We start from the raw sequence: 21,191 nt of genomic DNA on the forward strand, positions 1-21,191 counted from the left end.
ATCAGTATCAGTATCAGTATCAGTATCAGTATCAGTATCTAGTGAGCTTGAAACAAAAAGGCCACTTTCAAGTGGCCTACGTATTTCATGATTGATGAGAACTCACACAGAGATTACACGTCTAGGTTCATCACCTTCAGAGCATTCTTTTCAATAAAATCACGCCGTGGTTCAACTTGATCGCCCATCAATGTCGTAAATAATTGATCGGCTGCAATCGCATCTTCAATCGTGACACGCATCATACGACGTGCTTCAGGGTCCATTGTTGTTTCCCAGAGCTGGCCTGGGTTCATTTCTCCCAATCCTTTATAACGCTGGAAGTTTAGGCCTCTTTCGCTTTCCTTCATCAACCACGTCAAAGCATCGGAAAACTTCTCGACCTTGAAAACTCTTTCCCCACGTTTCACATAACCATCTTCTTCAATCAATCCATGTACTGCATCGCTTAGAGATGTGATTTTTGCATAGTCCGTTGAAGTAATGAAATCATGATTGAATATATAGTCAGAATCGACACCATGTTGGCGCATCGTGATTTGTGGCAAGTGCAAGTGTCGCTCTTTATCCTCAACAACCTTCCCTGAGAATATCGCGCCGGTCGCATTATTCGCTTCTAGCAACCCTATAAATGTATCTACCCACTTTTGAACTGTTGCTGCATCTTTGCAAAGTTCATCAGATAATTTATCCGTGTAGATCAGTTGCTCAAGGATCCCAGATGGAATCCGGCGAGATAAACGATCAATGACTCTAAATGTATCCCGATATTGAAGTACAAGCGCTTCTAATTGTTCACCTTGAATACATGGTGCTTGCGCATTCACATGAAGAGAAGCATTATCCAGTGCAATACTGGTCAGGTGTCTTGTCAATGCCTCATCATCTTTGATATAGGTTTCCTGCTTACCACGTTTTACTTTATAAAGTGGCGGCTGGGCAATATATACAAATCCTTTTTCAATGATTTCAGGCATTTGACGATAAAAGAAAGTTAAAAGAAGCGTTCGAATATGTGAACCATCGACATCCGCATCGGTCATGATAATGATACTGTGGTAGCGAAGTTTTTCTGGGTTGTATTCATCACGGCCAATACCACAACCAAGCGCAGTAATGAGCGTCGCAACCTCTTGAGAAGAAAGCATTTTATCAAATCTCGCCTTCTCAACATTCAAGATCTTACCCTTTAGCGGTAGAATAGCCTGATTCTTACGATTTCGACCTTGTTTCGCACTTCCACCCGCAGAGTCGCCCTCCACTATGTAGATTTCTGAAAGCGCAGGATCTTTTTCTTGGCAATCCGCAAGCTTACCAGGAAGGCCCGCGAGTTCCATTGCGCCTTTACGGCGTGTCATTTCTCTTGCCTTACGTGCAGCTTCACGTGCTCTAGCAGCGTCAATAATTTTATTTGTTATGACTTTTGCATCGCCTGGACACTCCAGAAGAAAATCTGCTAGGTGCGTATTCATCGCGCTTTCAACAGCTGGCTTAATTTCTGAAGAAACAAGCTTATCTTTCGTTTGAGAGGAAAACTTTGGATCTGGTACTTTCACTGAAATCACGGCCGTTAAACCCTCACGTGCATCATCACCAGATGTGTTCGCTTTTTCTTTTTTCAGTAGCCCTTCTTTTTCCATGTAAGAATTGATCGTTCTCGTCAATGCTCCACGGAACCCTGCCAAGTGTGTTCCACCATCTTTTTGTGGAATATTGTTGGTAAAGCAGAAAATGTTTTCCTGGAATGAGTCATTCCATTGCATCGCAACTTCAACACTCACCCCATCATCTCTATCAAATGAGAAATGGAAAACTTTTTGATGGATTGGGGTTTTCTTTTGATTCAAGAACTCAACAAACGCTTGAATACCACCTTCATATTTAAAATGATCACGCTTATCTTCTTCGCGCTCATCAATGAGGTTAATCGAAACACCTGAGTTCAAGAAAGAAAGCTCACGAAGACGTTTCGCTAAAATGTCATAGTGAAAGTTGATATCGCTAAATGTATCTGGAGATGGCCAAAAACGAATTTCGGTACCTGTTGTTTCTGATTCTCCAACCACTGTCAGCGGCTGCTTTGGTTCACCTAAATGATATTCTTGCTCGTGGATTTGGCCATTTCTGCGGATAGTCAGCTTCAACTTATCAGACAACGCATTTACAACAGAAACACCAACACCATGCAAACCACCAGATACTTTATATGAATTATCATCAAATTTACCGCCAGCATGAAGGACGGTCATGATGACTTCTGCTGCTGACACCCCTTCTTCTGGGTGAATATCTGTTGGGATACCTCGACCATTATCTCGAACAGAAACCGAATTATCTGCGTGAATCGTAATAAAGATATCACTACAGTAGCCAGCCAAAGCTTCATCAATTGAGTTATCGACAACCTCAAATACCATATGATGAAGACCAGAACCATCGTCTGTGTCACCAATATACATTCCTGGACGTTTTCTTACCGCATCCAGACCTTTCAAGACTTTAATGCTTGATGAATCGTAGTTTTGTTCCGCCATACAGGATGTCCACCACTTTTTATAAGTTTTCCATTGAGAAGCCTAATAACAATATTTGTTATACAGCCTGCTCTAAATCTTGTTCTTGCGTTATCTCACCATGTTTCACGTGAAACATCTGAACGCTTTTGAAATTTGAAAGTATTTTATCACAGCCTGGCAATTGAATCGCAGTGATAAATTTTTGCCCACCTGCTTTTGCAAGTTCATCAAAAATAATACCTAGAGTTTTATTATCTAGTTCAGAGGGAATATCATCCACCAAAAGCACAGGCACTGTTTGTGTTGCTTTTGCTAGGAGTCGATTCTGAGCCAACTTTAAACAATAGATCAGTAACTTTAGCTGACCTCTTGATAAATAATCTTCAACCGATGAGTCACCAGATTTGATGACTAAGTCAAACTTATGTGCTCCGATCGTGCTATAGCCATATCGAAAATCTGCTTGCTCTACATTTTTTAAATGGGATGCAAGCCCAATATCCTCATTCCATCCAGGCTTATAATGCAGAGCAAGATTCATAGCCTGGAACAATTGAGCATAATGTTCTTCAAACACCTGATTCAATCGCTCAACATAATTTCGACGAAATTGGTTTAGAACCTCAGATAGTCGAACAAACTCATCATTCCAATACTTCAATTCACTTCTTTGATTTACACCCAGCTTAATTTGCTTTAAGAGTGCATTTCGATGTTTCAACACACGAGAAAAGCTGAGCCAATGTTGATGAAATTGATGTTCCACGTGGAACACACCAAGATCGACAAATTTACGCCTTTCTTTTGCACCACCGATAAATAACTTAAAGGTCTCTGGTGTTATCAGCTGTAAAGGTAAAAATCGAGCAATCTCTGAAAACCCACGTGCCGGTTGTCCTGATATACGAGAAACAACTTCCCCAGCACGTGTCCGTTGGCTTCCTAGAACTGTCTTCTGTCCTTGTTCATCAAGTAACTCTGCTGTTACGAAAAAATGTGGTTGCTCATGTTGCAACAGTCTGTTTTTCTGCTGAGTACGAAAAGAGCGGCCACAACTGAGATAATATATGGCTTCGAGAAGGCTTGTTTTACCACTGCCATTCTCACCAAGGAAGATATTACAATCAGATGCTAAGGTAAGACTGTTCGTCGTTAGGTTACGAAACTGCTCAACAACCAATTCTTGAATACACAGTCCCATTGGGTGTCTAGAGCCTCATTGGCATCACAACATACATTGCTTGTGATTCGTCCATTGACTCAATCAACGCACTACTATTTGAGTCACTCAGTGTAAGTTTTACCTCATCTGCTCGGATCGTATTGAGAACATCCAAAAGATAACCCACATTAAATCCAACCTCTAACTCGCCTCCTACATACTGAACTAACTCAACAACATCTTCCGCCTGCTCTTGCTCTGGGTTGTTTGCTGTGATCGTGAGTTCATGAATACCAGAATTTAAGTTGAGTCGGACACCACGGAATTTTTCATTCGATAGGATAGAAGCGCGAACAAAAGCACTTTTGAGAAGTTCGCGAGATGCAACCACTTCCTTATCCCCTTGTCTTGGCAAGACACGACGATAATCAGGAAAACGGCCATCAACTAACTTACTTGTGAAGATAAAAGATGTGTCGACGATACGAATGTGCCCTTTTCCGATTTGAAACTGAACTTGCTCATCGTCAGACTCAAGTAAGCGAAGTACTTCTAAGACACCTTTTCTTGGCACGATGATCTGTTTATTCGAAGATGCTGTTTGGCTCATCGTCAGCTCATCCAAAGCAAGTCTGTGCCCATCTGTTGCTACAGTTCGAAGCGTACTTCCTTCTACTTCGAAGAACAAACCATTCAGGTAATATCTAACATCCTGATTTGCCATGGAAAATTGTGTGCTTTCAATGAGCTGGCGTAAACTTAAACGAGATAAAGAGAATTCAAACTCTGCAGACCAGTCATCTAGGTTTGGATAATTTTCTGCGGGTAAGCTGGACAACGAAAAGCGACTACGACCACTACGAATCACAGCAGACTCAGCCTGTAATTCAAATTGAATATCACAGCCTTCAGGTAGGCTTTTGATGATATCAAGTAGCTTTTTCGCTGGTACAGTCACTTGACCCGGCGCTTCTATTTGGGAAAGAACAGCTGAGGCAACAAGCTCTATTTCTAAATCTGTACCTGTGAGTTGCAAGGTTCCATCCTGAGCTTTGAGCAGCACATTCGACAAAATCGGTTGCGTACTTTTCCGCTCAACTGCACCACAGACCATATTGAGGGGTTTTAAGAAATCATCTCTAAGGATCGTAAATTTCATGGTTCAGTTCTTCTTCTCATTATGAAGACAATGTGCGGATCAAGTTTTGATAATCTTCTTTAATTTCGTGGCTTTCTTCCTTGAGCGCATCCACTTTACGGCAAGCATGCAAAACCGTTGTATGATCACGGCCACCAAATGCATCACCGATTTCAGGCAAACTATGGTTTGTGAGTTCTTTCGCCAATGCCATTGCAATTTGCCGCGGTCTTGCAACAGAACGACTTCTGCGCTTTGAGAGCAAGTCAGCAACACGGATTTTGAAGTACTCAGCAACCGTTTTTTGGATATTTTCAATCGTGACCAGCTTTTCCTGAAGCGCTAATAAATCACGCAAAGCCTCTTTCACAAAATCAATTGTAATCGGACGCCCAGTAAAGTTTGCATTTGCAATGACACGATTGAGTGCTCCTTCCAATTCACGAACATTGGACCGCAAACGCTTCGCAATAAAGAATGCGACTTCTTCTGGTAAACGGATATTACTCTCCTCTGCTTTACGCATGAGAATCGCAACACGGGTTTCCAACTCTGGAGGTTCAATGGCAATGGTCAATCCCCAGCCGAATCGACTCTTCAAACGATCTTCAACCCCATCTATTTCTTTGGGGTAACGATCAGAGGTCAAAATGATTTGCTGGTTGCCTTCCAGTAATGCATTAAATGTATGGAAGAATTCCTCTTGAGAGCGCTCTTTATTTGCAAAGAACTGAATGTCATCAATCAAAAGTGCATCAACAGAGCGGTAATAGCGCTTGAACTCTTCAATCGCATTATTCTGCAAGGCCTTGACCATATCCTGAACAAAACGCTCTGAGTGCATATAGATCACTTTCGCGTCTTTTTTCTTCATGAGGATCCCGTTACCCACTGCATGTAACAGGTGCGTCTTACCCAAACCAGTCCCACCATAAAGAAATAGCGGATTATACGCACCACCAGGATTATCAGAAACCTGAGTTGCAGCAGCACGAGCCAATTGGTTCGACTTACCCTCAACGAAATTTTCAAACTGATAGTTCGCCCGGATATTGCTTTGTGTGATCTGTTTTGGTGCAGGTTCTGGTGCCGCATTGGTTTGCGAAAGAAAAGATGCAGATGCTGGACGCTGTGTCGACTTTTGCTCTTCCTGCATTCTATCAGCCATTAAGCTGGGCTTACTTCCCACATCGAAACGCAGGCTCGGACTTTCATCCCCACAGTGCTGGCGGATCAACTCATTAATCCGATTTAGATATTTATCGCGTACCCAGTCTAAAACGAAACGATTTGGTGCATAAAGCGTGAGTGTATTATCCGAAGATTCGATCTGAAGCGGTCGGATCCACATACTGAATTGCTGAGAAGGCAGTTCATCCTGTAATGTATTCAGGCAGGATTGCCAAACGGATTGATACACGCGGAAAGCTCCTAAGTCCACAAAAAATAACAGAAAGTTCTGACAAGGATCCTCGTGAAGGATCTCTTCTTAATTCATAAAAGCCTCCCATTATCCTATCTCTTTATCCACAAGTGCAATCTTGATTTTTATTGAAACTATGCTCCTAGTGGATAAATTACATATCAAGTTGATTTATAATGATTTTATTTTGTGAATTTTTTTCGATCTTTTTTGTGATCCCATAAAGGATCCACACTTGATCATTCAAATTTATAATCTATACACCGCATAATCAGAATTTATCCTCACCTTTGTGGACAACTTGCGATCCTGGCATAAGATCATTATGATCGCATGGCGAATAAAAACTTTTGTATTATTTCGCTCTATTTTTCGCCGTCACAGTTGACATTGTGCTCCGGCTTAATTAGAATTCGCGCTCTTTTAATCATGCAGTAATTGCGTCGATTAAAATTACGTACGTAAAACAACAACCGACCGGACGGAAAGAGCTATGAAAAGAACTTTTCAACCATCAAACTTAAAGCGTAAGCGTACACACGGTTTCCGTGCTCGTATGGCTACGAAAAACGGTCGCAAAATTTTAGCGCGTCGCCGTGCTAAAGGCCGTGCTCGCTTGTCAGCTTAAGATCTCTTGAGAAGCAAGTGAAAGCAAATACCTTTCCTAGGGAGTTACGTTTGCTAACTCCCTCTGAATTCACCCCCTTATTTAAAGATCCTATCCGGGCTGCATCTCCCTGCTTTACTGTTTTGGCAAAACCAAATCAACTGGGCCACCCACGTATTGGTTTGACGGTCGCCAAGAAAAAAGTAAAGAAGGCTTATGCAAGAAATCGCGTTAAGCGACTTGCAAGAGAGAGTTTTCGCCTCCATCAACATCAAATACCTGCGATGGATATGGTTATCATCGCCAAGCATGGTATCGATCAGGTGGATAATGCAGAAGTCTTTGCCCAGTTGGAGCAGCTATGGCGACGCATCGCTCACCGTTACAAAAAGTCTCAATCTTAATTATCCGAGGCTATCAGCGCTTTATCAGCCCCATTCTTGGGCCAAGTTGTCGTTTCTCGCCAACTTGTTCTCAATATGGGATTGAAGCAATAAAAACGCATGGAACGGTCATTGGGTGTTGGTTGACACTCAAACGTCTATTAAAATGTCATCCTTTACACCAAGGCGGATACGATCCAGTCCCTCAACCAAAACAAGGTGAGAAGTAAATAATTATGATGGAATCGCAACGTTCATTTTTTGTTATTGGGTTACTCTTAGTAACCTTCCTGCTATTTCAGGAGTGGCAGAGAGAGCATGCTCCACAACCCGCTCCTTCATCAGCGCCGGAAATTAGCCAAATTGCAGATACACCAACCGCGTCAACTTCGGGTGCAGTCTCCGATGATGTGCCTGTGAGTACTGCTGGCGCGATTGTAGGACAAGAAAAAACGATTGAAGTCAAAACAGATGTGCTGGATATCCTGATCAACACACGTGGTGGTGATATCATTTCAGCAAAGCTCAATGACTATAAAGAAAAATTGGGCAAAGACACACCTGTTCAACTCCTTCAACAATCTCGAGATTTTACTTATATCGCGCAAAGTGGCCTGATTGGTCAACATGGACCGGATGCAAGTAAGAAAGGACGTCCTGTTTATCACGCAGACCAAAGCTTCTTTGAGATGAAAGATGGAAAAGATGAACTCGTCGTTACCCTAGCTTACGAGCAAAACAATCTCCTATTCCATAAGAAGTTTTCATTCAAAAGAGGCTCTTACGCTGTTGATGTCACTTATGATGTCCTGAATAACACCTCAGAAATTGCACAAGTTCAACTTTACGGACAATTGAAACAGTCTGTGAATGCGCCAGAATCTGGCAATGCGATGATGACGATTTATCGTGGACCTGCATACTCTACAACTGATGAGCCATATGAAAAGTACGACTTTGATGATGTGATGGAACGTGATCTGAAGGCTTCGACGCCAGGTGGTTGGGTTGCGATGCTTGAGCATTATTTTGTCTCAGCTTGGGTTGCACCAAAAGATGAGAAAAATACGATTTTTACGCGTGCAAGCAGTGGTGGCAACGGGATCATCGGATTCACGAGTCAAGCACTACAAATTGAGCCAGGGAAACATGGTCAAACTTCTGCAACGCTTTATGTTGGTCCAAAAGACCAAGATGCGATGGCAAAACTCTCAGATACCCTTGATTTAACGATTGACTACGGTTTCCTATGGCCAATCAGTAAAGCATTATTCTGGCTTCTCGGTTTGATCCAGTCCGTCGTTGTGAACTGGGGTCTTGCGATTATCGCCATTACAATTTTTGTAAAAACACTTCTTTACCCACTCACGAAGAAGCAATACGTTTCTATGGCGAAGATGCGCAATCTGCAACCTAAGATGACTGCGCTACGTGAACGCTATGGTGATGATCGTCAACGTATGGGTCAAGCGATGATGGAGTTATACGCAAAGGAAAAGGTCAACCCGATGGGTGGCTGTCTGCCAATGTTGCTTCAGATGCCAATTTTCCTTGCGCTTTACTGGGTATTCTTAGAAAGTGTCGAGCTTCGTCATGCTGAGTTCTTCCTTTGGATCACGGATCTTTCCGCAAAAGACCCTTACTATGTCTTACCTGTTCTCTTCGGTGCAAGTATGTGGTTGATGCAAAAGCTAACACCAGCGCAAACAACGGACCCGATGCAACAGAAAATGATGCAGATGATGCCAATCATCTTCTCTATATTCTTTATCATCTTCCCGTTCCCATCAGGCCTCGTGTTATACTGGTTAGTGAGCAACCTGATTTCAATTGCGCAGATGCTTTACATTTATCGCTCGATGGAAAAGAGCGGTATTTCAGTCAAAAGCAGTTAGCATATTCGTGAAGAAGGCGGTTAAAATAGCCGCCTTCTTTTTAGGGAGGTTACATTGCATCGTTTGTTTGTATTGGTGTTTGGCCTCACTTTATTCTGGACACATTCGCTATTCGCGTTGACACTACAGCAATACATACACGGTCAATGGATTTGTGAAAGCACAGAACATTTTGGCGACAATAATAAACTCACCGTAAAACTTACTTCCTATGAACGATATGACGTCTATCAAAATCGATTTTACCTCTACCTCATAGAATCCATTCAGGCACATCAGATTTTACCATTATCAAAACTTGAAGTTCGAGGTGAAGGAACATTCAAGATTGAAAGTGGCCTCCAAAAAATCAAGCTCGAATCCGTCCAAGTCGGAGTGACCTATGATACAGTCCAGTTCTACAAAGAAGATTATTTAAAACAATTAGAGCAGCGGCTACTCAATATGGATCACCCCTTAAAAACTGTATCCATCAATGCGTACCGCTGGGTGAGTATCGATCCTAAAAATCAGGAAAAAGAAATCTGTTACCGCCCCAAGAAACATCAGAGGAAACAATGAATCAAACAATGGATACGATCGTCGCACAGGCAACAGCGCCAGGTCGTGGTGGCGTTGGGATCATTCGTATCTCAGGACCAAAAACAAAAGCAATTGCATCGCATGTTATCGGAAAACTGCCGAAACCTCGATATGCCGATTACCTCAAGTTCCATGATGCACAAAAATCAGTCATCGATGAAGGGATTGCCCTGTTCTTTGAAGGACCCAACTCTTTTACTGGTGAAGATGTGCTTGAGCTACAAGGTCATGGTGGCCCTGTCATCATTGATTTACTGATTCAGTCTGTTCTCTCTACAGGCCTTGCTCGCGTAGCACGCCCAGGTGAGTTTTCTGAGCGCGCTTTTTTGAATGACAAAATGGATCTGACGCAAGCTGAAGCCATTGCAGATCTCATCGAAAGTACTTCTGAACAAGCAGCTCGATCTGCCCTTCACAGCCTTCAAGGAGAGTTTTCCAAAAAAATCCGGACGCTTGTTGATGCCGTGATCCATCTTCGTATGTATGTCGAAGCCGCCATTGATTTTCCGGATGAAGAAATCGACTTTTTGAGTGACGGTAAAGTTGCCACGGATTTGCAAAATATCCAAGAGAAGCTCAAAGAAATTCTGGGGGAAGCCAGACAAGGGGCGATTATGCGTGAAGGGATGAAAGTCGTCATTGCAGGCCGTCCCAATGCAGGAAAATCTAGTTTACTGAATGCACTGGCTGGTCGAGAAGCTGCCATCGTCACAGACATTGCAGGCACAACGCGTGATGTACTGAGAGAACACATTCATATCGATGGTATGCCGCTTCATATAATTGATACGGCAGGCCTACGAGAAAGCCCGGATAAAGTTGAGCAAATAGGGATTGAACGGGCCTGGGATGAAATCCGCCAAGCTGATCGTGTCTTATTGGTTGTCGACAGCATAACAACCGATGATATTCACCCACACCAGATCTGGCCTGAATTTGTTGACCCGCTCCCAGAGAATATCGGTTTGACGGTCATTCGAAACAAAGCAGACCTCTCTGGTGAGTCGATTGGTATTACAGAGACTGAAGGCTATTCGGTGTACCACTTAAGTGCATCGAATCAGGATGGCATTGATATGCTACGTCAGCACTTAAAAACCTGTATGGGCTTCACAGGCACAACCGAAGGCGGCTTTATGGCACGAAGAAGGCACTTAGAAGCCCTCGAGCAGGCATCGGCACATGTTGACACTGGTCAAGAACAACTCACCTCATACATCGCCGGGGAAATCCTTGCAGAAGAACTAAGGCTCGCCCAGCAACACCTCAACGAGATCACGGGAGAGTTTACTTCTGATGACTTATTAGGGAAGATTTTTTCTTCGTTCTGTATTGGTAAATAGTTTTCAATGCCCGATCACCTTCTCGATCGGGTTGCGCTAACCTCAAATACAAATGACAATAGAGTAAAGTTGTAGAATAAGAGAATTCGAAGTATGAGTGAACCAACCCCACCTTGCCCAGAATGCAAATCTATTTACGCCTACGAAGACAGAGAGCAACTTGTCTGCCCTGAGTGTGGTCATGAATGGGTACCTGGAGAAGCAAGCGAAGAACAGGATATATTGATCGTCAAAGATGCAAATGGCAATCGCCTGCAAGATGGCGATTTCGTGACTCTTATTAAAGATTTGAAAGTGAAAGGCTCCTCTTCAGTGGCTAAAGTTGGTACAAAGGTCAAGATCAACCGACTCGTTGAAGGTGATCACGATATCGATTGTAAAATTGAAGGCATAGGACCAATGATGCTCAAATCAGAGTTTGTCAAAAAAGCTTGATTGAATCATGAAAATTGAAGGTGTTCGAGCACCTTCAATCACATTCATCGAAAGGCAAACAAAGTACAAAACTCGATAAACGCTTTGCTTCATTCTCGGACAGATCCAGTGGCAGTGTCAGTTCTACTTCCATATTTTCCCTTAGATTAAAACGATGGACACGCATTTCAACAAATTCCTGAGTCTGCCCATCAAAAGACTGTGGGTAAAACTCTAAGATGGGTTCTTCCCCGGTAGAAAATCGCGCGATATGCAATGCATTAATATCCCACTCAAATCTTGCCTTATGGCCAATTCGCCCTCGAATATACTGGCCACATTCAAGCTCATCCAGTTTTTCAAACATCTCAACAACGTCTTTTCTGGAAACTTTAGGCTCAGTGCGACTGACCACACTGACCGTCGACTCCACTGTTGAGACTTTCACATTCTTGGTTTTCGAGGATAGAAAATCGAAGAAGATTTTTGCAGTGGTATTGGTATTGTATAAACTCCTCAGCGCTTCACTCTTCATTTGGACTCCAACTTTATCTAATTGAATACCCTTTCAGGATAGACCGAGACGCTCCATCTTTTTAATCAAACCCTGCCTTGAAATACCGAGTTGGATCGCAGCCTGAGACTTGTTCCCTTCCTTCATGACCAATGCTTCTTGAATTAAACGCTTTTCCAATAACTCAATTTGCTCATCCAAACGCATTGAACCAGACTCAGTAGCCTGAAGTCGCGTTTCGGGAAAGATGAAATGGATATCCTCCAAACGAATCATTTGCCCCTGACATATGGCGGCAACACTGAGGACTGCATGACGTAGCTCTCGCACATTTCCCCGCCAAGACTGAGATACAAACCATTGTTTAGCATCTTGGCTCACCGAAAGTGAATACTTACATTCATTTTCATATTCAGAAAGGAAAGATTGGATCAACACAGGAATATCTTCTTTTCGATCAGCCAGGGCCAATGTCTGTAATGTTACGCCTTTAATGCGATAGTAGAAGTCTTCTCGAAAGCTACCTTCCGTGATCATCTGAGGAAGTTGTCGATGCGTGGCACTGACGATTCGAACATCAATCCGTTCCAACACTCTACCACCAACAGGGTAATAACTGCCTTCCTGTAATACGCGAAGGAGCTTCACTTGCATCGTCAGTGGCATTTCTCCAATTTCATCCAGATATAGGGTCCCACCATCCGCCATTTTTAGCAAACCATCTTTATCTGAATCTGCGCCTGTAAATGCGCCTTTCTTATACCCAAAAAGTTCACTTTCTAATAGCTCATTTGGAATCGCCCCACAATGTACGGAGATAAAGGGCTGAGCATGGCGACGGCTTTTCTGGTGAACAGCTTTTGCAACAAGCTCTTTCCCGGTCCCACTTGGTCCTGCTATCAGTACGGGAACATCCGTTGGTCCAACACGTTGTATGAGTTCTCTGAGTTGTTGTAGGTGATTGCTCACCCCTTCTAACCCTAAGTTTTCCTTTGCATGCTGCGCTTGAACTCGAGCAAGCTCTTTTGCGAGAGATTGCTTTTGCAGCGCACGGTTGACTACAACTGCCAGCATGTCTGGGTCAACAGGCTTGTTGAGAAAATCCCATGCCCCAAGTGATAATGCTTCTAAAGCGAGTTCTCGCTCAGCATGACCCGTCAACACGATCACAGGCACATGTTGGAATTCAGGCAGAAGCGATAAACCTTCTTTAGGCGTAAAGCTTGGGGGCATGGCCAAGTCTAATAAAACCAAGTCAAATGGCTGCACAAGAAAAGCCATTTTTCCATCTTCAGGTAAGTTTGCAGTCACGACTTCATAACCAGCTTGTCTAAGCCACAAAGCACTGAGTTCACAAAAAGCAGGTTCATCATCAATGATTAAGATCCGAAACGTCGTCATAGGACCTCCTTAGGAAATCGAACAATAAAACTGACAGGCCACCCTAAATCGTGCCTGTAAGAAACGTCTCCATCATGCGCATCCATGATGCGTCGAACAATGGCGAGACCCAGACCACTTCCACCTAGGCGTTTACTGATAAATGGCTTAAATAAGTTTGAGGTCATCTCAGCTTCAATCTCTGGCCCATTATTATGAATCCCGACCTCATACACCTCTGGGTATTCTTTAGCAGTGACACAAACACACCCATTTGAGGAGAGCGCAGCAAATGAAAATGCATTATCCAGCAAGTTCGTCAGCACTTGTTGTAATTTATAAGGATCAGCAAATACAGTATGTGCCTCATTTGGCAGCACAACTTTGATATCATTTTTCTGTAGCGCACAAATGGATTCCAGCATTGGGTTTAACGGTGTTGGCTTGGGAGAAATATTCAGTACTCTGGCATAAGACAAAAGATCTTGGATCAAGTGATCGGCACGATGAACTTGCTCTTGAATATAAACTTTCACTTGTGGATCACATTGTGCAGAAGCCATAGAAATGATGTTTAATGGGTTCCGAATTTCATGAGCCATTGCCGCAGAGAGCGATCCAATTTCAACAAGGCGTAACTCTTCTTGTCGCTGCCGCTCTGCTTTTGCTAAAGATAATGACTTCTCAAGCAGCTTTGCATGGGCCACCATCAAATTTGAAAAAACCTCAGCAACATGCCGAAGCGCTGGTGTTGTATTTTCCCATCCATTTAGTTGGTAAAACCAATCATGCTGATGGTGGAGTTCAACGACCAGTCCCGACTGTGAATCTTGACCAAGCACTACTCGCACAGGCTCTTTGAGGTGATCGGAAATCAATACGGCACCTTTTTCACAAAGAGAAGCATGATCCTGGCATGCATTTAATGCTGTTCCCCAGAGGTTCATCGTTTCAACTGAAAGCTGAGAACCTGGGAATATTAATTGCGTCGCCAACCAACGAGCAGGCCGGTAAAATGCGATGGAAACAAGCGTAGTCATAAAAGAAAAAAACCATAACGAGCTTAACTTCACTTCGGAAAGTGCTTCCCAGCCAACCCAAATCGCAAAAGCGCTCACCAAAGCAACAAGCATAAACACGACGAGTAAAAGCAAAATGAAGAAAATCGTCTTCACTGCCCATTGGTTCACTTCCAATATATGATACCGAACGACAGCAAAAACGAGGACCAACACGTATGTTGGGATAAAGCAGAACAAATAGGGAAAGATATCCAGATCCAGCGAAGGAAAAATAAAACTAGAGGCAAGAACGAACCCCCACCCTCCGGCAAAAAACATCGCAATGACTGATCGTCGCACATTCCCTCTGGTTTTCATCCCGGCATAAGCCAGCAACCCATGAGCAATCACCCCAATCACAACGGTATAAGCTAAATTGATCCAACCACTCCAACCGAAATAGATGGCATGTGGCAGATAACTTGTCGCAACAATATGATTATCTGTAAAATAAAGGGAAAGCAGCCAGATAAAAATCGAGCAAAAATAGGGAATCGGAAGAATAGATTGAACCAAACGCTTCATCCCTGAATCATCCAGTGCTTCTGCCGTAAAAACCAAAGCAAAATGCAAAAAAGCTGTCGGAAGAAGTGGGTTTGCCAGCACTAAAAGCTCACCGAGAAACGTGTATTCCGTCAGTAAAAATAAATGCCCAGAACACCAAATCGCCATTAACCCACAGAACAAAGCTAATGGCTTTGCCCCTAAAGCATTATTTTTATGACGAAATAGCCAAATAGCAGCAACACTACCCAGGCAAACGGTTACCCATAATGAGAGTTGGAAAACTGATAAATGCATCGCGCTGTAAACCTTGTTTACAAGTCAGACTATTATACTGTAAACAAAGTTTACATCCAAAAAAGTACTCAAAAAATAAAAGTGCCTAAAATCAATATATTATTGAAAAAAACAAGTTGGTACATGATTTGTATCAACAAATTGTATTTTTTATTCCATGAAGAGGTGTCCTATGGAGATCATTTGGCAAATCCTACAAGTCTCATTTGTCGTACTTATCGCTACTGTGCCTAGCCTGCTCCAATGGTTTAAACAAAAAAGGAGAAAATGATGGATGCAGCTATCCTCTCACGTGCACAATTTGCGTTCACAGTGAGTTACCATATCTTATTTCCTACACTGACCATCGGATTAGCACTCTATATTGCAATTATGGAAGGCGCTTGGTTGAAAACACGTAAACAAATCTACCTTCAACAGGCAAAGTTCTGGCTCAAACCATTCGCGATCACCTTTGGTATGGGTGTTGTGTCTGGGATTGTTCTTTCCTATGAATTCGGAACTAATTTCAGTAAGTTCTCAGAACAAGCAGGTGCTGTCATTGGTCCACTCATGAGCTATGAAGTTTTGTCTGCTTTCTTTTTGGAAGCCGGTTTTTTGGGGATCATGCTCTTTGGTTGGGATAAAGTGAGTGAACGCGTTCACTTTGCAGCAACTGCGACGGTCGCTGTTGGAACGATGATCTCCGCATTTTGGATCCTCTCCGCCAACTCTTGGATGCAAACTCCTCAAGGTGTTGAGTGGACAGCAACCGGACCAGTTGTCCTGAGCTGGTGGGAAGTGATCTTTAACCCATCATTCCCCTACCGTCTTACACATATGTTGATGGCCAGTTTTATTACGACAGGCTTTGTCATCGCTGGTGTTAGCGCATACCTCACTATCAAACATCGAGAGTTTAGCTTTTTTAGCTTAAAGTTTGCGATTATCGCGCTTGCTTTTTTAACCCCACTTCAAGCATATATTGGAGATCTGCATGGTTTAAATGTGAAAGAGCACCAACCCATTAAAGTTGCAGCAATGGAAGGGATCTGGGAGACAGAAAAAGGCGCAGGCCTACGACTGTTTGCGATTCCGGATCAAGAAAAGGAAATGAATCACTTTGAAATCAAGATCCCGCATTTAGCCAGCTTGATCTTAACTCACAAATTAGATGGTGAAATACAAGGGTTAAAATCAGTACCTAAGGAAGATCGCCCACCTGTCGCTGTTGTTTTTTATTCTTTCCGCATCATGGTAGGCTTAGGAATATTGATGATCCTTACTGCTTGGATAAGTTTATGGTTTATCCGTAAAAAAGATACGCAGCTACCCAAACGACTGAGACAATGGCTGATGCTGATGATCCCAAGCGGCTTTATCGCAACACTTGCAGGCTGGTGGGTTGTTGAAGTCGGTCGTCAACCCTTCTTGGTTTACGGACATATCAGAACACACGATGTTATCTCTGATTTGCCGCCCTCTCATGTGGCATTCACACTCTTCTTATTTATCACTGTATACACGCTACTTTTCGGTGTGTACTTATACTTTATGCGCAAAGTGATCCGCAAAGGCCCAAGTCAACTGGCTGAAGATCAAATAAAAGTTTCTCTACAACATTTGGCAATGAAAGGAGACCAAGCATGACAGATCCATTATTCTGGTTCGGGTTACTCTGCTTCGCAGTCATTATGTATGTGGTTTTAGATGGCTTTGACTTGGGTCTTGGGATCCTCTATCCCTGGTTTGAAGACGAAAAGGAACGCGGCCGGATCATGTCCTCCGTCGCCCATGTTTGGGATGGCAATGAAACTTGGCTAGTCTTTGGAGGTGTGATCTTATTCGCTGCATTTCCTGGTGCTTATGCTACTTTCCTCTCCGGGCTTTATTTGCCTTTATGCCTCATGTTGGTCGCGCTAATCTTTCGTGGGGTGGCATTCGAATATCGATTTAAAGCTGAAACAAGCACACTTTGGTGGGATCGTGCTTTTGGTATCGGTTCAACCGTTGCAGCGATTTGTCAGGGAATTGTCCTTGGCAATATCGTCCAAGGCAACGTCGGTGTCGAAGCAAGTACTTGGCTCACACCATTTGCACTCTTCACTGGATTTTCTGTTGCTGTCGGCTATGCACTTTTGGGGTGTGGTTGGATGCTCATCAAAGGGAATGCTCGGATACGCAAAAAAGTCGCCCACCTTGCACAATACTTAGTCGTCCTATTACTGATCTGCTTAGCAATCGTAAGCATATGGACATTGATGACACAACCATTGGTTTCAGAACGATGGACATCTTTGGAAAACTTGCTTCCGCTGCTCCCGATTCCACTTCTGTCGACTTTCATTGGCTGGCAGATTTGGAATATTTGTCGCAAGTCATATCAACACAACTATCGCGTTTTGATTCTTACCATTGCCTTATTTTTCTTAGGGTTCATTGGACTTTGGGCCGGAATGCATCCTTATTTCATCCCTGGAAAAATGACTTTCTATGATGTGATCGCACCAGACTCATCTTTAGAATTCACTTTCTGGGGTGTGATCATTCTCGTTCCTATCATTCTTGGTTATACCGCTTTCAACTATAAGGTATTTGCTGGAATGGCACCTGAAAAACCAGGAGGGTATGACTAGCAATGGATAATAAGGCGCTTTTCCCAAAAAATAAGTCTCAAAAGAAACTCGGTTGGGCAGTTGGATTATATATTGCGGGGATATTAGCGACATTACTCCTTGCGATGTCAGTCAAAGGCCTGTTGTACTTTTTAGCGTAATAAATCTGAGGCTCAGTTGAACTGAGCCTCAGAGTACGATTTTAGTTTCTTGGAATAACAAGTGGTCTTAGGTCAACACTTGCATTTGCACTTGCACCCATACGTCCACGGTACTCTTTGCCTTTCTGAATGGTATAAAGCACATCAACATAGTCGTCATCATTTGAGAACCAATGATTTGGCATCGCAGAAATCAACTTGCTTGTCATTTGTGTAATCGTACCGGCTTGTGGTTCACCAACCATTGTGATCACTTGTGAAGCAATATCAAACAGGTTGACAACAAGATCTTGATAGTTGGTGTTATCATCTTGCTCCATCAGAATCATATCAGCCGCCTGATAACGATAGCGATCCCAAATCACAACAGTCTGTGATGGATAGTAATCACGGGCAGACGTGTCCAGATAAGGCATATCTAAAACGTCTAGGTTTGGTTCTTTGCGCTCAGAGTCAATTCCCACAACGATACTGTAAACATCTGCATCACCAGAGACCCATGGTTCTTTATCATCTTTAAGGCTGATCCGATCCAAAACGGTTGTTGACAAACCTGTCTCTGCTTCATCTGTAGGCGCAGAAGACTCAGACATTAAGCGCGCACCTTTTTTGTCAAAAGATGAAAGCTTTTCTTGCATCAAACGAATACCAGCAGTTAAAGATTTGCGACCGTTAATATCGACAACGATAACTGGTCTTTTTGGTGCTTCACTCACGTCAAGTAAATGAACATTGCCTTCAGCGTCAAATGCTTCAATATGTGTCCACGTTTCTTCATCACCCGCTGGCTCATAAGCAAAAAGAACATCTTGTGAATTCGCTTTTAAACCAGGTAACATGGATTCTTTTGCTAAGCGTAACTGAACGATCGAATCTGTGTAAGTGTCGATTCCTTTTGCGCTTCTTAAGGTTTGGTCAAACTGCGAAAGTTTTGCTTTCTCTTTATAAGATAGTGCAGAGGATTCTAAAATCTCATTCAATTCAATAGATTGCTTTTCCCAAGAGATTTTGTTTTTGAGTAATTTTGTGATGGAATCTGAATGAGTTGCAACAAACTGAGCCATTTCACGTTTTTCATCAGAAATAACGATAGCCGTTTTTTTGTAATTTGATTCAAATTGACTTTTATCGATAGCATTCAGTTTTTCTAAATCCAAAGCTGCATCTTCAAGGCTAATTTCTAGTGAATTTGCAAATACCTGAGCGCTCATCGCAATTGTAAGAGAGGTTAATGCTGTTGCTAGTTTTTTCATCTGTTCTATCCCTCGTTGTCATGGTAGGTAGAAATTTTTGCTGAAATCTTCTACGGATTTCATGCTTTTTTTATCGAATATAAAGGGTTTATATTGCGCTTGTGTTTTATTTCTATAACAGATTAGAGACGATGTGAAGCTTTTATTTACCTTTTTTAAATAAAAACGAAGTAAGTTTGAGCAACATTGTGATTTTTTTCATGATTAAATATGAGTAATTGGTGATCTATGCAAAAAGTGAGCATTTTAGTGGGCAGTCAAATGGGCGGTGTCGAATATCTCGCCGATCAAATAGCTATCCACCCACAGCTTTCCAGCTTGGATTTTCAGATTTTTGAACAACCTGATCTCAATGAGATACCACGTCAATCCTTATGGCTTATTTGCACTTCAACCTATGGTGCAGGGGATTACCCAGAGAATATAATTCCATTTATCGAGCAACTTCACTCACAAAAACCAGATCTTTGTGACCTGAAATATGCCATCATTGGTGTTGGAGATTCCAGCTACGATACATTCTGTGAAGCGGCAAAAAACATTGATAATTTATTCAATCACCTTGGCGCTCAGAGAATTTTCGACAGGTTAGAAATTGATATTTTGCAGGAAGATCTGCCTGAAGATACTGCCATTCAATGGATGATTAATCATTTTGCTAATTTCGTTTAGGAAAACTGCGTTTTTCCGCATACATCCGTTCATCAGCCAGTTTTATCATTGCTTCGGTATCTCCTTGGACTTCCCATAGACCACAGCAACCTAAACTGGCATCGATATCCTTAAACCCCTCTTCCTGAACACTACAGATCGAATCCTGTACGCGTTGCTGGAGCACTTTAAAAAAGCGCATATTACAGCCTTGCATAATAATCGCGAATTCATCACCACCGATTCGATACACATTATCATTGCTGCGAAAATGGTGAGAAAGGTGAAAAGAAAAACGTTTGAGCAGAAGATCGCCTTGCTGGTGGCCTAGACGATCATTGATCCCCTTAAATCCATCTAGATCAATGATCCCAAACAAAACTTCGAGTGACTGAAGCATTTCAGATCTTAAATAAGACAGATCCTGTTCAAATGCACGACGATTCAACAAGCCGGTCAATACATCTCGTCTTGACAGATCCTTTGCCTGTTTTAAGTGTTCGATATTTTCATGCAGTTCAAGCTGAGCTCCGATATAACTTGCAGCAAGGTTCAGGACATCCGTCGCAACATCGACATTGTCACTCGCTTCTCGATTTGCCAAAAAAATATGCCCCACCTGCTCACCAGAAGCATCGCGATAAGGTATCCCAATATAATCTTGAATATTCTCTTGTTGTAAGTGAGCGTCATCAGGAAATAATTTGGATGTATTTCGAAACACCACAGCCTGACCATCTGTCGCAATTTTTTCACATGGTGTTCCCTTCAGATCATATGAAAAATCTGAACCGACATTCCCATCAGACCAAAACACCATAAAAGTAGCCTGACGATGTGGGCACTCTTGATCATACCTTGACACACCAACAATCGGCCACTGTGTTGCATCCGAAATCACACCAGCAATATCAGTTAAAGTTGCCTTCTCCCCCGTCACCGCTTGTGCAGCAAGAAAATTTGCCAGTTTATCGAGTGCAGCGACTTTCGCTGGTTGCTGGGAAACAAACACATAATACACATCACCATCACGGCGACTTTCCAGTGTGAGCTGACGGTGACCTTGTGGTTCATCATAAATAAATGATTCTGAGCGTATTTCTTGAAATCGACCGAGAAGTTCAGTGCCAGATAATTGAATGGAGTCAATGAAAACATCATTGCGAAATTGAAAATTGCCTTGCAGATCAATTACAGCAACACCAAAAGGGAGATGAATCAGAATCTCATGTTCAATTTCATGCTGATCCAAACGATCTGCTCCTACAACATCAAGCAACAATCTAAAGTGTAGCTAAGATCCAAGCAAGCAG

At 42.6% G+C, this 21,191-nt stretch carries 20 protein-coding genes; 11 read left to right on the top strand and 9 right to left on the bottom strand.

What is annotated here, in order from left to right; translation table 11 throughout:
• Positions 1-113 precede the first annotated feature (113 nt).
• From gyrB to dnaA, 4 genes are read right to left on the bottom strand one after another with little or no spacing between them, the layout of a single operon-like run.
• On the bottom strand, positions 114-2,534 hold the full coding sequence (gene gyrB / locus C505_RS0103590) for a DNA topoisomerase (ATP-hydrolyzing) subunit B (protein ID WP_018691217.1): 2,421 nt from the start codon (positions 2,532-2,534) through the stop codon (positions 114-116).
• Between the two features lie 58 nt (positions 2,535-2,592).
• Positions 2,593-3,717 carry a DNA replication/repair protein RecF gene (recF, locus tag C505_RS0103595; protein ID WP_018691218.1) on the bottom strand — a complete coding sequence of 375 codons (1,125 nt, stop codon included), beginning with the start codon at positions 3,715-3,717 and terminating at the stop codon, positions 2,593-2,595.
• Between the two features lie 7 nt (positions 3,718-3,724).
• A complete protein-coding gene (dnaN, locus tag C505_RS0103600) occupies positions 3,725-4,837 on the bottom strand; it encodes a DNA polymerase III subunit beta (RefSeq protein ID WP_018691219.1) in 1,113 nt (370 codons plus the stop codon).
• A gap of 19 nt (positions 4,838-4,856) precedes the next feature.
• The gene (gene dnaA, locus C505_RS0103605; protein ID WP_018691220.1) at positions 4,857-6,236 is read right to left on the bottom strand and encodes a chromosomal replication initiator protein DnaA; all 1,380 of its coding nucleotides are present in this window, start codon (positions 6,234-6,236) and stop codon (positions 4,857-4,859) included.
• 496 nt (positions 6,237-6,732) lie between these two features.
• On the opposite strand from dnaA, the gene rpmH reads away from it, so the two are divergent.
• The 7 genes from rpmH to C505_RS0103630 all read left to right on the top strand — a co-directional run bounded on the left by rpmH (position 6,733) and on the right by C505_RS0103630 (position 11,484).
• Positions 6,733-6,867, top strand: a complete 135-nt coding sequence (gene rpmH, locus C505_RS23995) for a 50S ribosomal protein L34 (RefSeq protein WP_083938239.1) — start codon at positions 6,733-6,735, stop codon at positions 6,865-6,867.
• Between the two features lie 17 nt (positions 6,868-6,884).
• The gene (gene rnpA / locus C505_RS0103610) at positions 6,885-7,250 is read left to right on the top strand and encodes a ribonuclease P protein component (RefSeq protein WP_018691221.1); all 366 of its coding nucleotides are present in this window, start codon (positions 6,885-6,887) and stop codon (positions 7,248-7,250) included.
• Positions 7,208-7,459 (top strand): membrane protein insertion efficiency factor YidD, encoded by a 252-nt coding sequence (gene yidD / locus C505_RS24000; RefSeq protein ID WP_083938241.1) that lies wholly within the window; start codon positions 7,208-7,210, stop codon positions 7,457-7,459. Before rnpA ends, yidD begins: the two co-directional genes overlap by 43 nt.
• 9 nt (positions 7,460-7,468) lie before the next feature.
• The gene (yidC, locus tag C505_RS0103615; protein ID WP_026317715.1) at positions 7,469-9,124 is read left to right on the top strand and encodes a membrane protein insertase YidC; all 1,656 of its coding nucleotides are present in this window, start codon (positions 7,469-7,471) and stop codon (positions 9,122-9,124) included.
• Between the two features lie 54 nt (positions 9,125-9,178).
• Positions 9,179-9,685 carry a hypothetical protein gene (locus C505_RS0103620; RefSeq protein ID WP_018691223.1) on the top strand — a complete coding sequence of 169 codons (507 nt, stop codon included), beginning with the start codon at positions 9,179-9,181 and terminating at the stop codon, positions 9,683-9,685.
• Positions 9,682-11,049, top strand: a complete 1,368-nt coding sequence (gene mnmE, locus C505_RS0103625; protein ID WP_018691224.1) for a tRNA uridine-5-carboxymethylaminomethyl(34) synthesis GTPase MnmE — start codon at positions 9,682-9,684, stop codon at positions 11,047-11,049. The genes C505_RS0103620 and mnmE overlap by 4 nt, the downstream gene beginning before the upstream one ends.
• A gap of 93 nt (positions 11,050-11,142) precedes the next feature.
• Entirely contained in the window at positions 11,143-11,484 is a 342-nt protein-coding gene (locus C505_RS0103630; protein WP_018691225.1) for a zinc ribbon domain-containing protein YjdM, read from the top strand.
• Positions 11,485-11,518: 34 nt separating this feature from the next.
• On the opposite strand, the gene C505_RS0103635 is transcribed toward C505_RS0103630, so the two are convergent.
• Genes C505_RS0103635 through C505_RS0103645 form a run of 3 tightly spaced genes read right to left on the bottom strand, consistent with a single transcriptional unit; the run spans position 11,519 to position 15,219 of the window.
• Positions 11,519-11,998: a hypothetical protein gene (locus C505_RS0103635; protein ID WP_018691226.1), complete on the bottom strand. Its 480-nt coding sequence runs from the start codon at positions 11,996-11,998 to the stop codon at positions 11,519-11,521.
• Between the two features lie 33 nt (positions 11,999-12,031).
• Positions 12,032-13,378, bottom strand: a complete 1,347-nt coding sequence (locus C505_RS0103640; RefSeq protein WP_018691227.1) for a sigma-54-dependent transcriptional regulator — start codon at positions 13,376-13,378, stop codon at positions 12,032-12,034.
• A complete protein-coding gene (locus C505_RS0103645) occupies positions 13,375-15,219 on the bottom strand; it encodes a sensor histidine kinase (RefSeq protein ID WP_018691228.1) in 1,845 nt (614 codons plus the stop codon). The genes C505_RS0103640 and C505_RS0103645 overlap by 4 nt, the downstream gene beginning before the upstream one ends.
• 270 nt (positions 15,220-15,489) lie before the next feature.
• Here C505_RS0103645 and C505_RS0103655 point away from each other — a divergent pair, with 270 nt between their 5' ends.
• From C505_RS0103655 to C505_RS24200, 3 genes are read left to right on the top strand one after another with little or no spacing between them, the layout of a single operon-like run.
• Positions 15,490-16,848: a cytochrome ubiquinol oxidase subunit I gene (locus C505_RS0103655; RefSeq protein ID WP_018691230.1), complete on the top strand. Its 1,359-nt coding sequence runs from the start codon at positions 15,490-15,492 to the stop codon at positions 16,846-16,848.
• Positions 16,845-17,834: a cytochrome d ubiquinol oxidase subunit II gene (gene cydB / locus C505_RS0103660; RefSeq protein WP_018691231.1), complete on the top strand. Its 990-nt coding sequence runs from the start codon at positions 16,845-16,847 to the stop codon at positions 17,832-17,834. The genes C505_RS0103655 and cydB overlap by 4 nt, the downstream gene beginning before the upstream one ends.
• A gap of 2 nt (positions 17,835-17,836) precedes the next feature.
• Positions 17,837-17,974 carry a hypothetical protein gene (locus C505_RS24200; protein WP_018691232.1) on the top strand — a complete coding sequence of 46 codons (138 nt, stop codon included), beginning with the start codon at positions 17,837-17,839 and terminating at the stop codon, positions 17,972-17,974.
• Positions 17,975-18,015: 41 nt separating this feature from the next.
• On the opposite strand, the gene C505_RS21320 is transcribed toward C505_RS24200, so the two are convergent.
• Positions 18,016-19,227: a DUF3103 family protein gene (locus C505_RS21320; protein ID WP_018691233.1), complete on the bottom strand. Its 1,212-nt coding sequence runs from the start codon at positions 19,225-19,227 to the stop codon at positions 18,016-18,018.
• Positions 19,228-19,455: 228 nt separating this feature from the next.
• Between C505_RS21320 and mioC the strand changes: the two genes are divergently transcribed.
• Entirely contained in the window at positions 19,456-19,899 is a 444-nt protein-coding gene (gene mioC / locus C505_RS0103675) for an FMN-binding protein MioC (RefSeq protein WP_018691234.1), read from the top strand.
• Here mioC and C505_RS0103680 read toward each other — a convergent pair.
• Positions 19,886-21,130, bottom strand: coding sequence for a GGDEF domain-containing protein (locus C505_RS0103680; protein WP_157368793.1), 1,245 nt, complete (start codon positions 21,128-21,130; stop codon positions 19,886-19,888). The two genes, mioC and C505_RS0103680, sit on opposite strands and share 14 nt — an antisense overlap.
• Positions 21,131-21,191 lie beyond the last annotated feature (61 nt).

The organism is Algicola sagamiensis DSM 14643, assembly GCF_000374485.1.
In the GTDB taxonomy this organism is placed as follows: Bacteria; Pseudomonadota; Gammaproteobacteria; order Enterobacterales; family Alteromonadaceae; genus Algicola; species Algicola sagamiensis.

Bases quoted from the DNA above. Each gene is read 5' to 3' on its own strand.
- C505_RS21320 (WP_018691233.1), bottom strand. From the start codon at position 19,227: ATGAAAAAACTAGCAACAGCATTAACCTCTCTTACAATTGCGATGAGC.
- C505_RS0103655 (WP_018691230.1), top strand. From the start codon at position 15,490: ATGGATGCAGCTATCCTCTCACGTGCACAATTTGCGTTCACAGTGAGT.
- yidD (WP_083938241.1), top strand. From the start codon at position 7,208: ATGGCGACGCATCGCTCACCGTTACAAAAAGTCTCAATCTTAATTATC.
- gyrB (WP_018691217.1), bottom strand. From the start codon at position 2,534: ATGGCGGAACAAAACTACGATTCATCAAGCATTAAAGTCTTGAAAGGT.
- dnaN (WP_018691219.1), bottom strand. From the start codon at position 4,837: ATGAAATTTACGATCCTTAGAGATGATTTCTTAAAACCCCTCAATATG.
- mnmE (WP_018691224.1), top strand. From the start codon at position 9,682: ATGAATCAAACAATGGATACGATCGTCGCACAGGCAACAGCGCCAGGT.
- cydB (WP_018691231.1), top strand. From the start codon at position 16,845: ATGACAGATCCATTATTCTGGTTCGGGTTACTCTGCTTCGCAGTCATT.
- C505_RS0103630 (WP_018691225.1), top strand. From the start codon at position 11,143: ATGAGTGAACCAACCCCACCTTGCCCAGAATGCAAATCTATTTACGCC.
- C505_RS0103645 (WP_018691228.1), bottom strand. From the start codon at position 15,219: ATGCATTTATCAGTTTTCCAACTCTCATTATGGGTAACCGTTTGCCTG.
- rpmH (WP_083938239.1), top strand. From the start codon at position 6,733: ATGAAAAGAACTTTTCAACCATCAAACTTAAAGCGTAAGCGTACACAC.
- recF (WP_018691218.1), bottom strand. From the start codon at position 3,717: ATGGGACTGTGTATTCAAGAATTGGTTGTTGAGCAGTTTCGTAACCTA.
- C505_RS0103635 (WP_018691226.1), bottom strand. From the start codon at position 11,998: ATGAAGAGTGAAGCGCTGAGGAGTTTATACAATACCAATACCACTGCA.
- yidC (WP_026317715.1), top strand. From the start codon at position 7,469: ATGGAATCGCAACGTTCATTTTTTGTTATTGGGTTACTCTTAGTAACC.
- C505_RS0103640 (WP_018691227.1), bottom strand. From the start codon at position 13,378: ATGACGACGTTTCGGATCTTAATCATTGATGATGAACCTGCTTTTTGT.
- C505_RS24200 (WP_018691232.1), top strand. From the start codon at position 17,837: ATGGATAATAAGGCGCTTTTCCCAAAAAATAAGTCTCAAAAGAAACTC.
- mioC (WP_018691234.1), top strand. From the start codon at position 19,456: ATGCAAAAAGTGAGCATTTTAGTGGGCAGTCAAATGGGCGGTGTCGAA.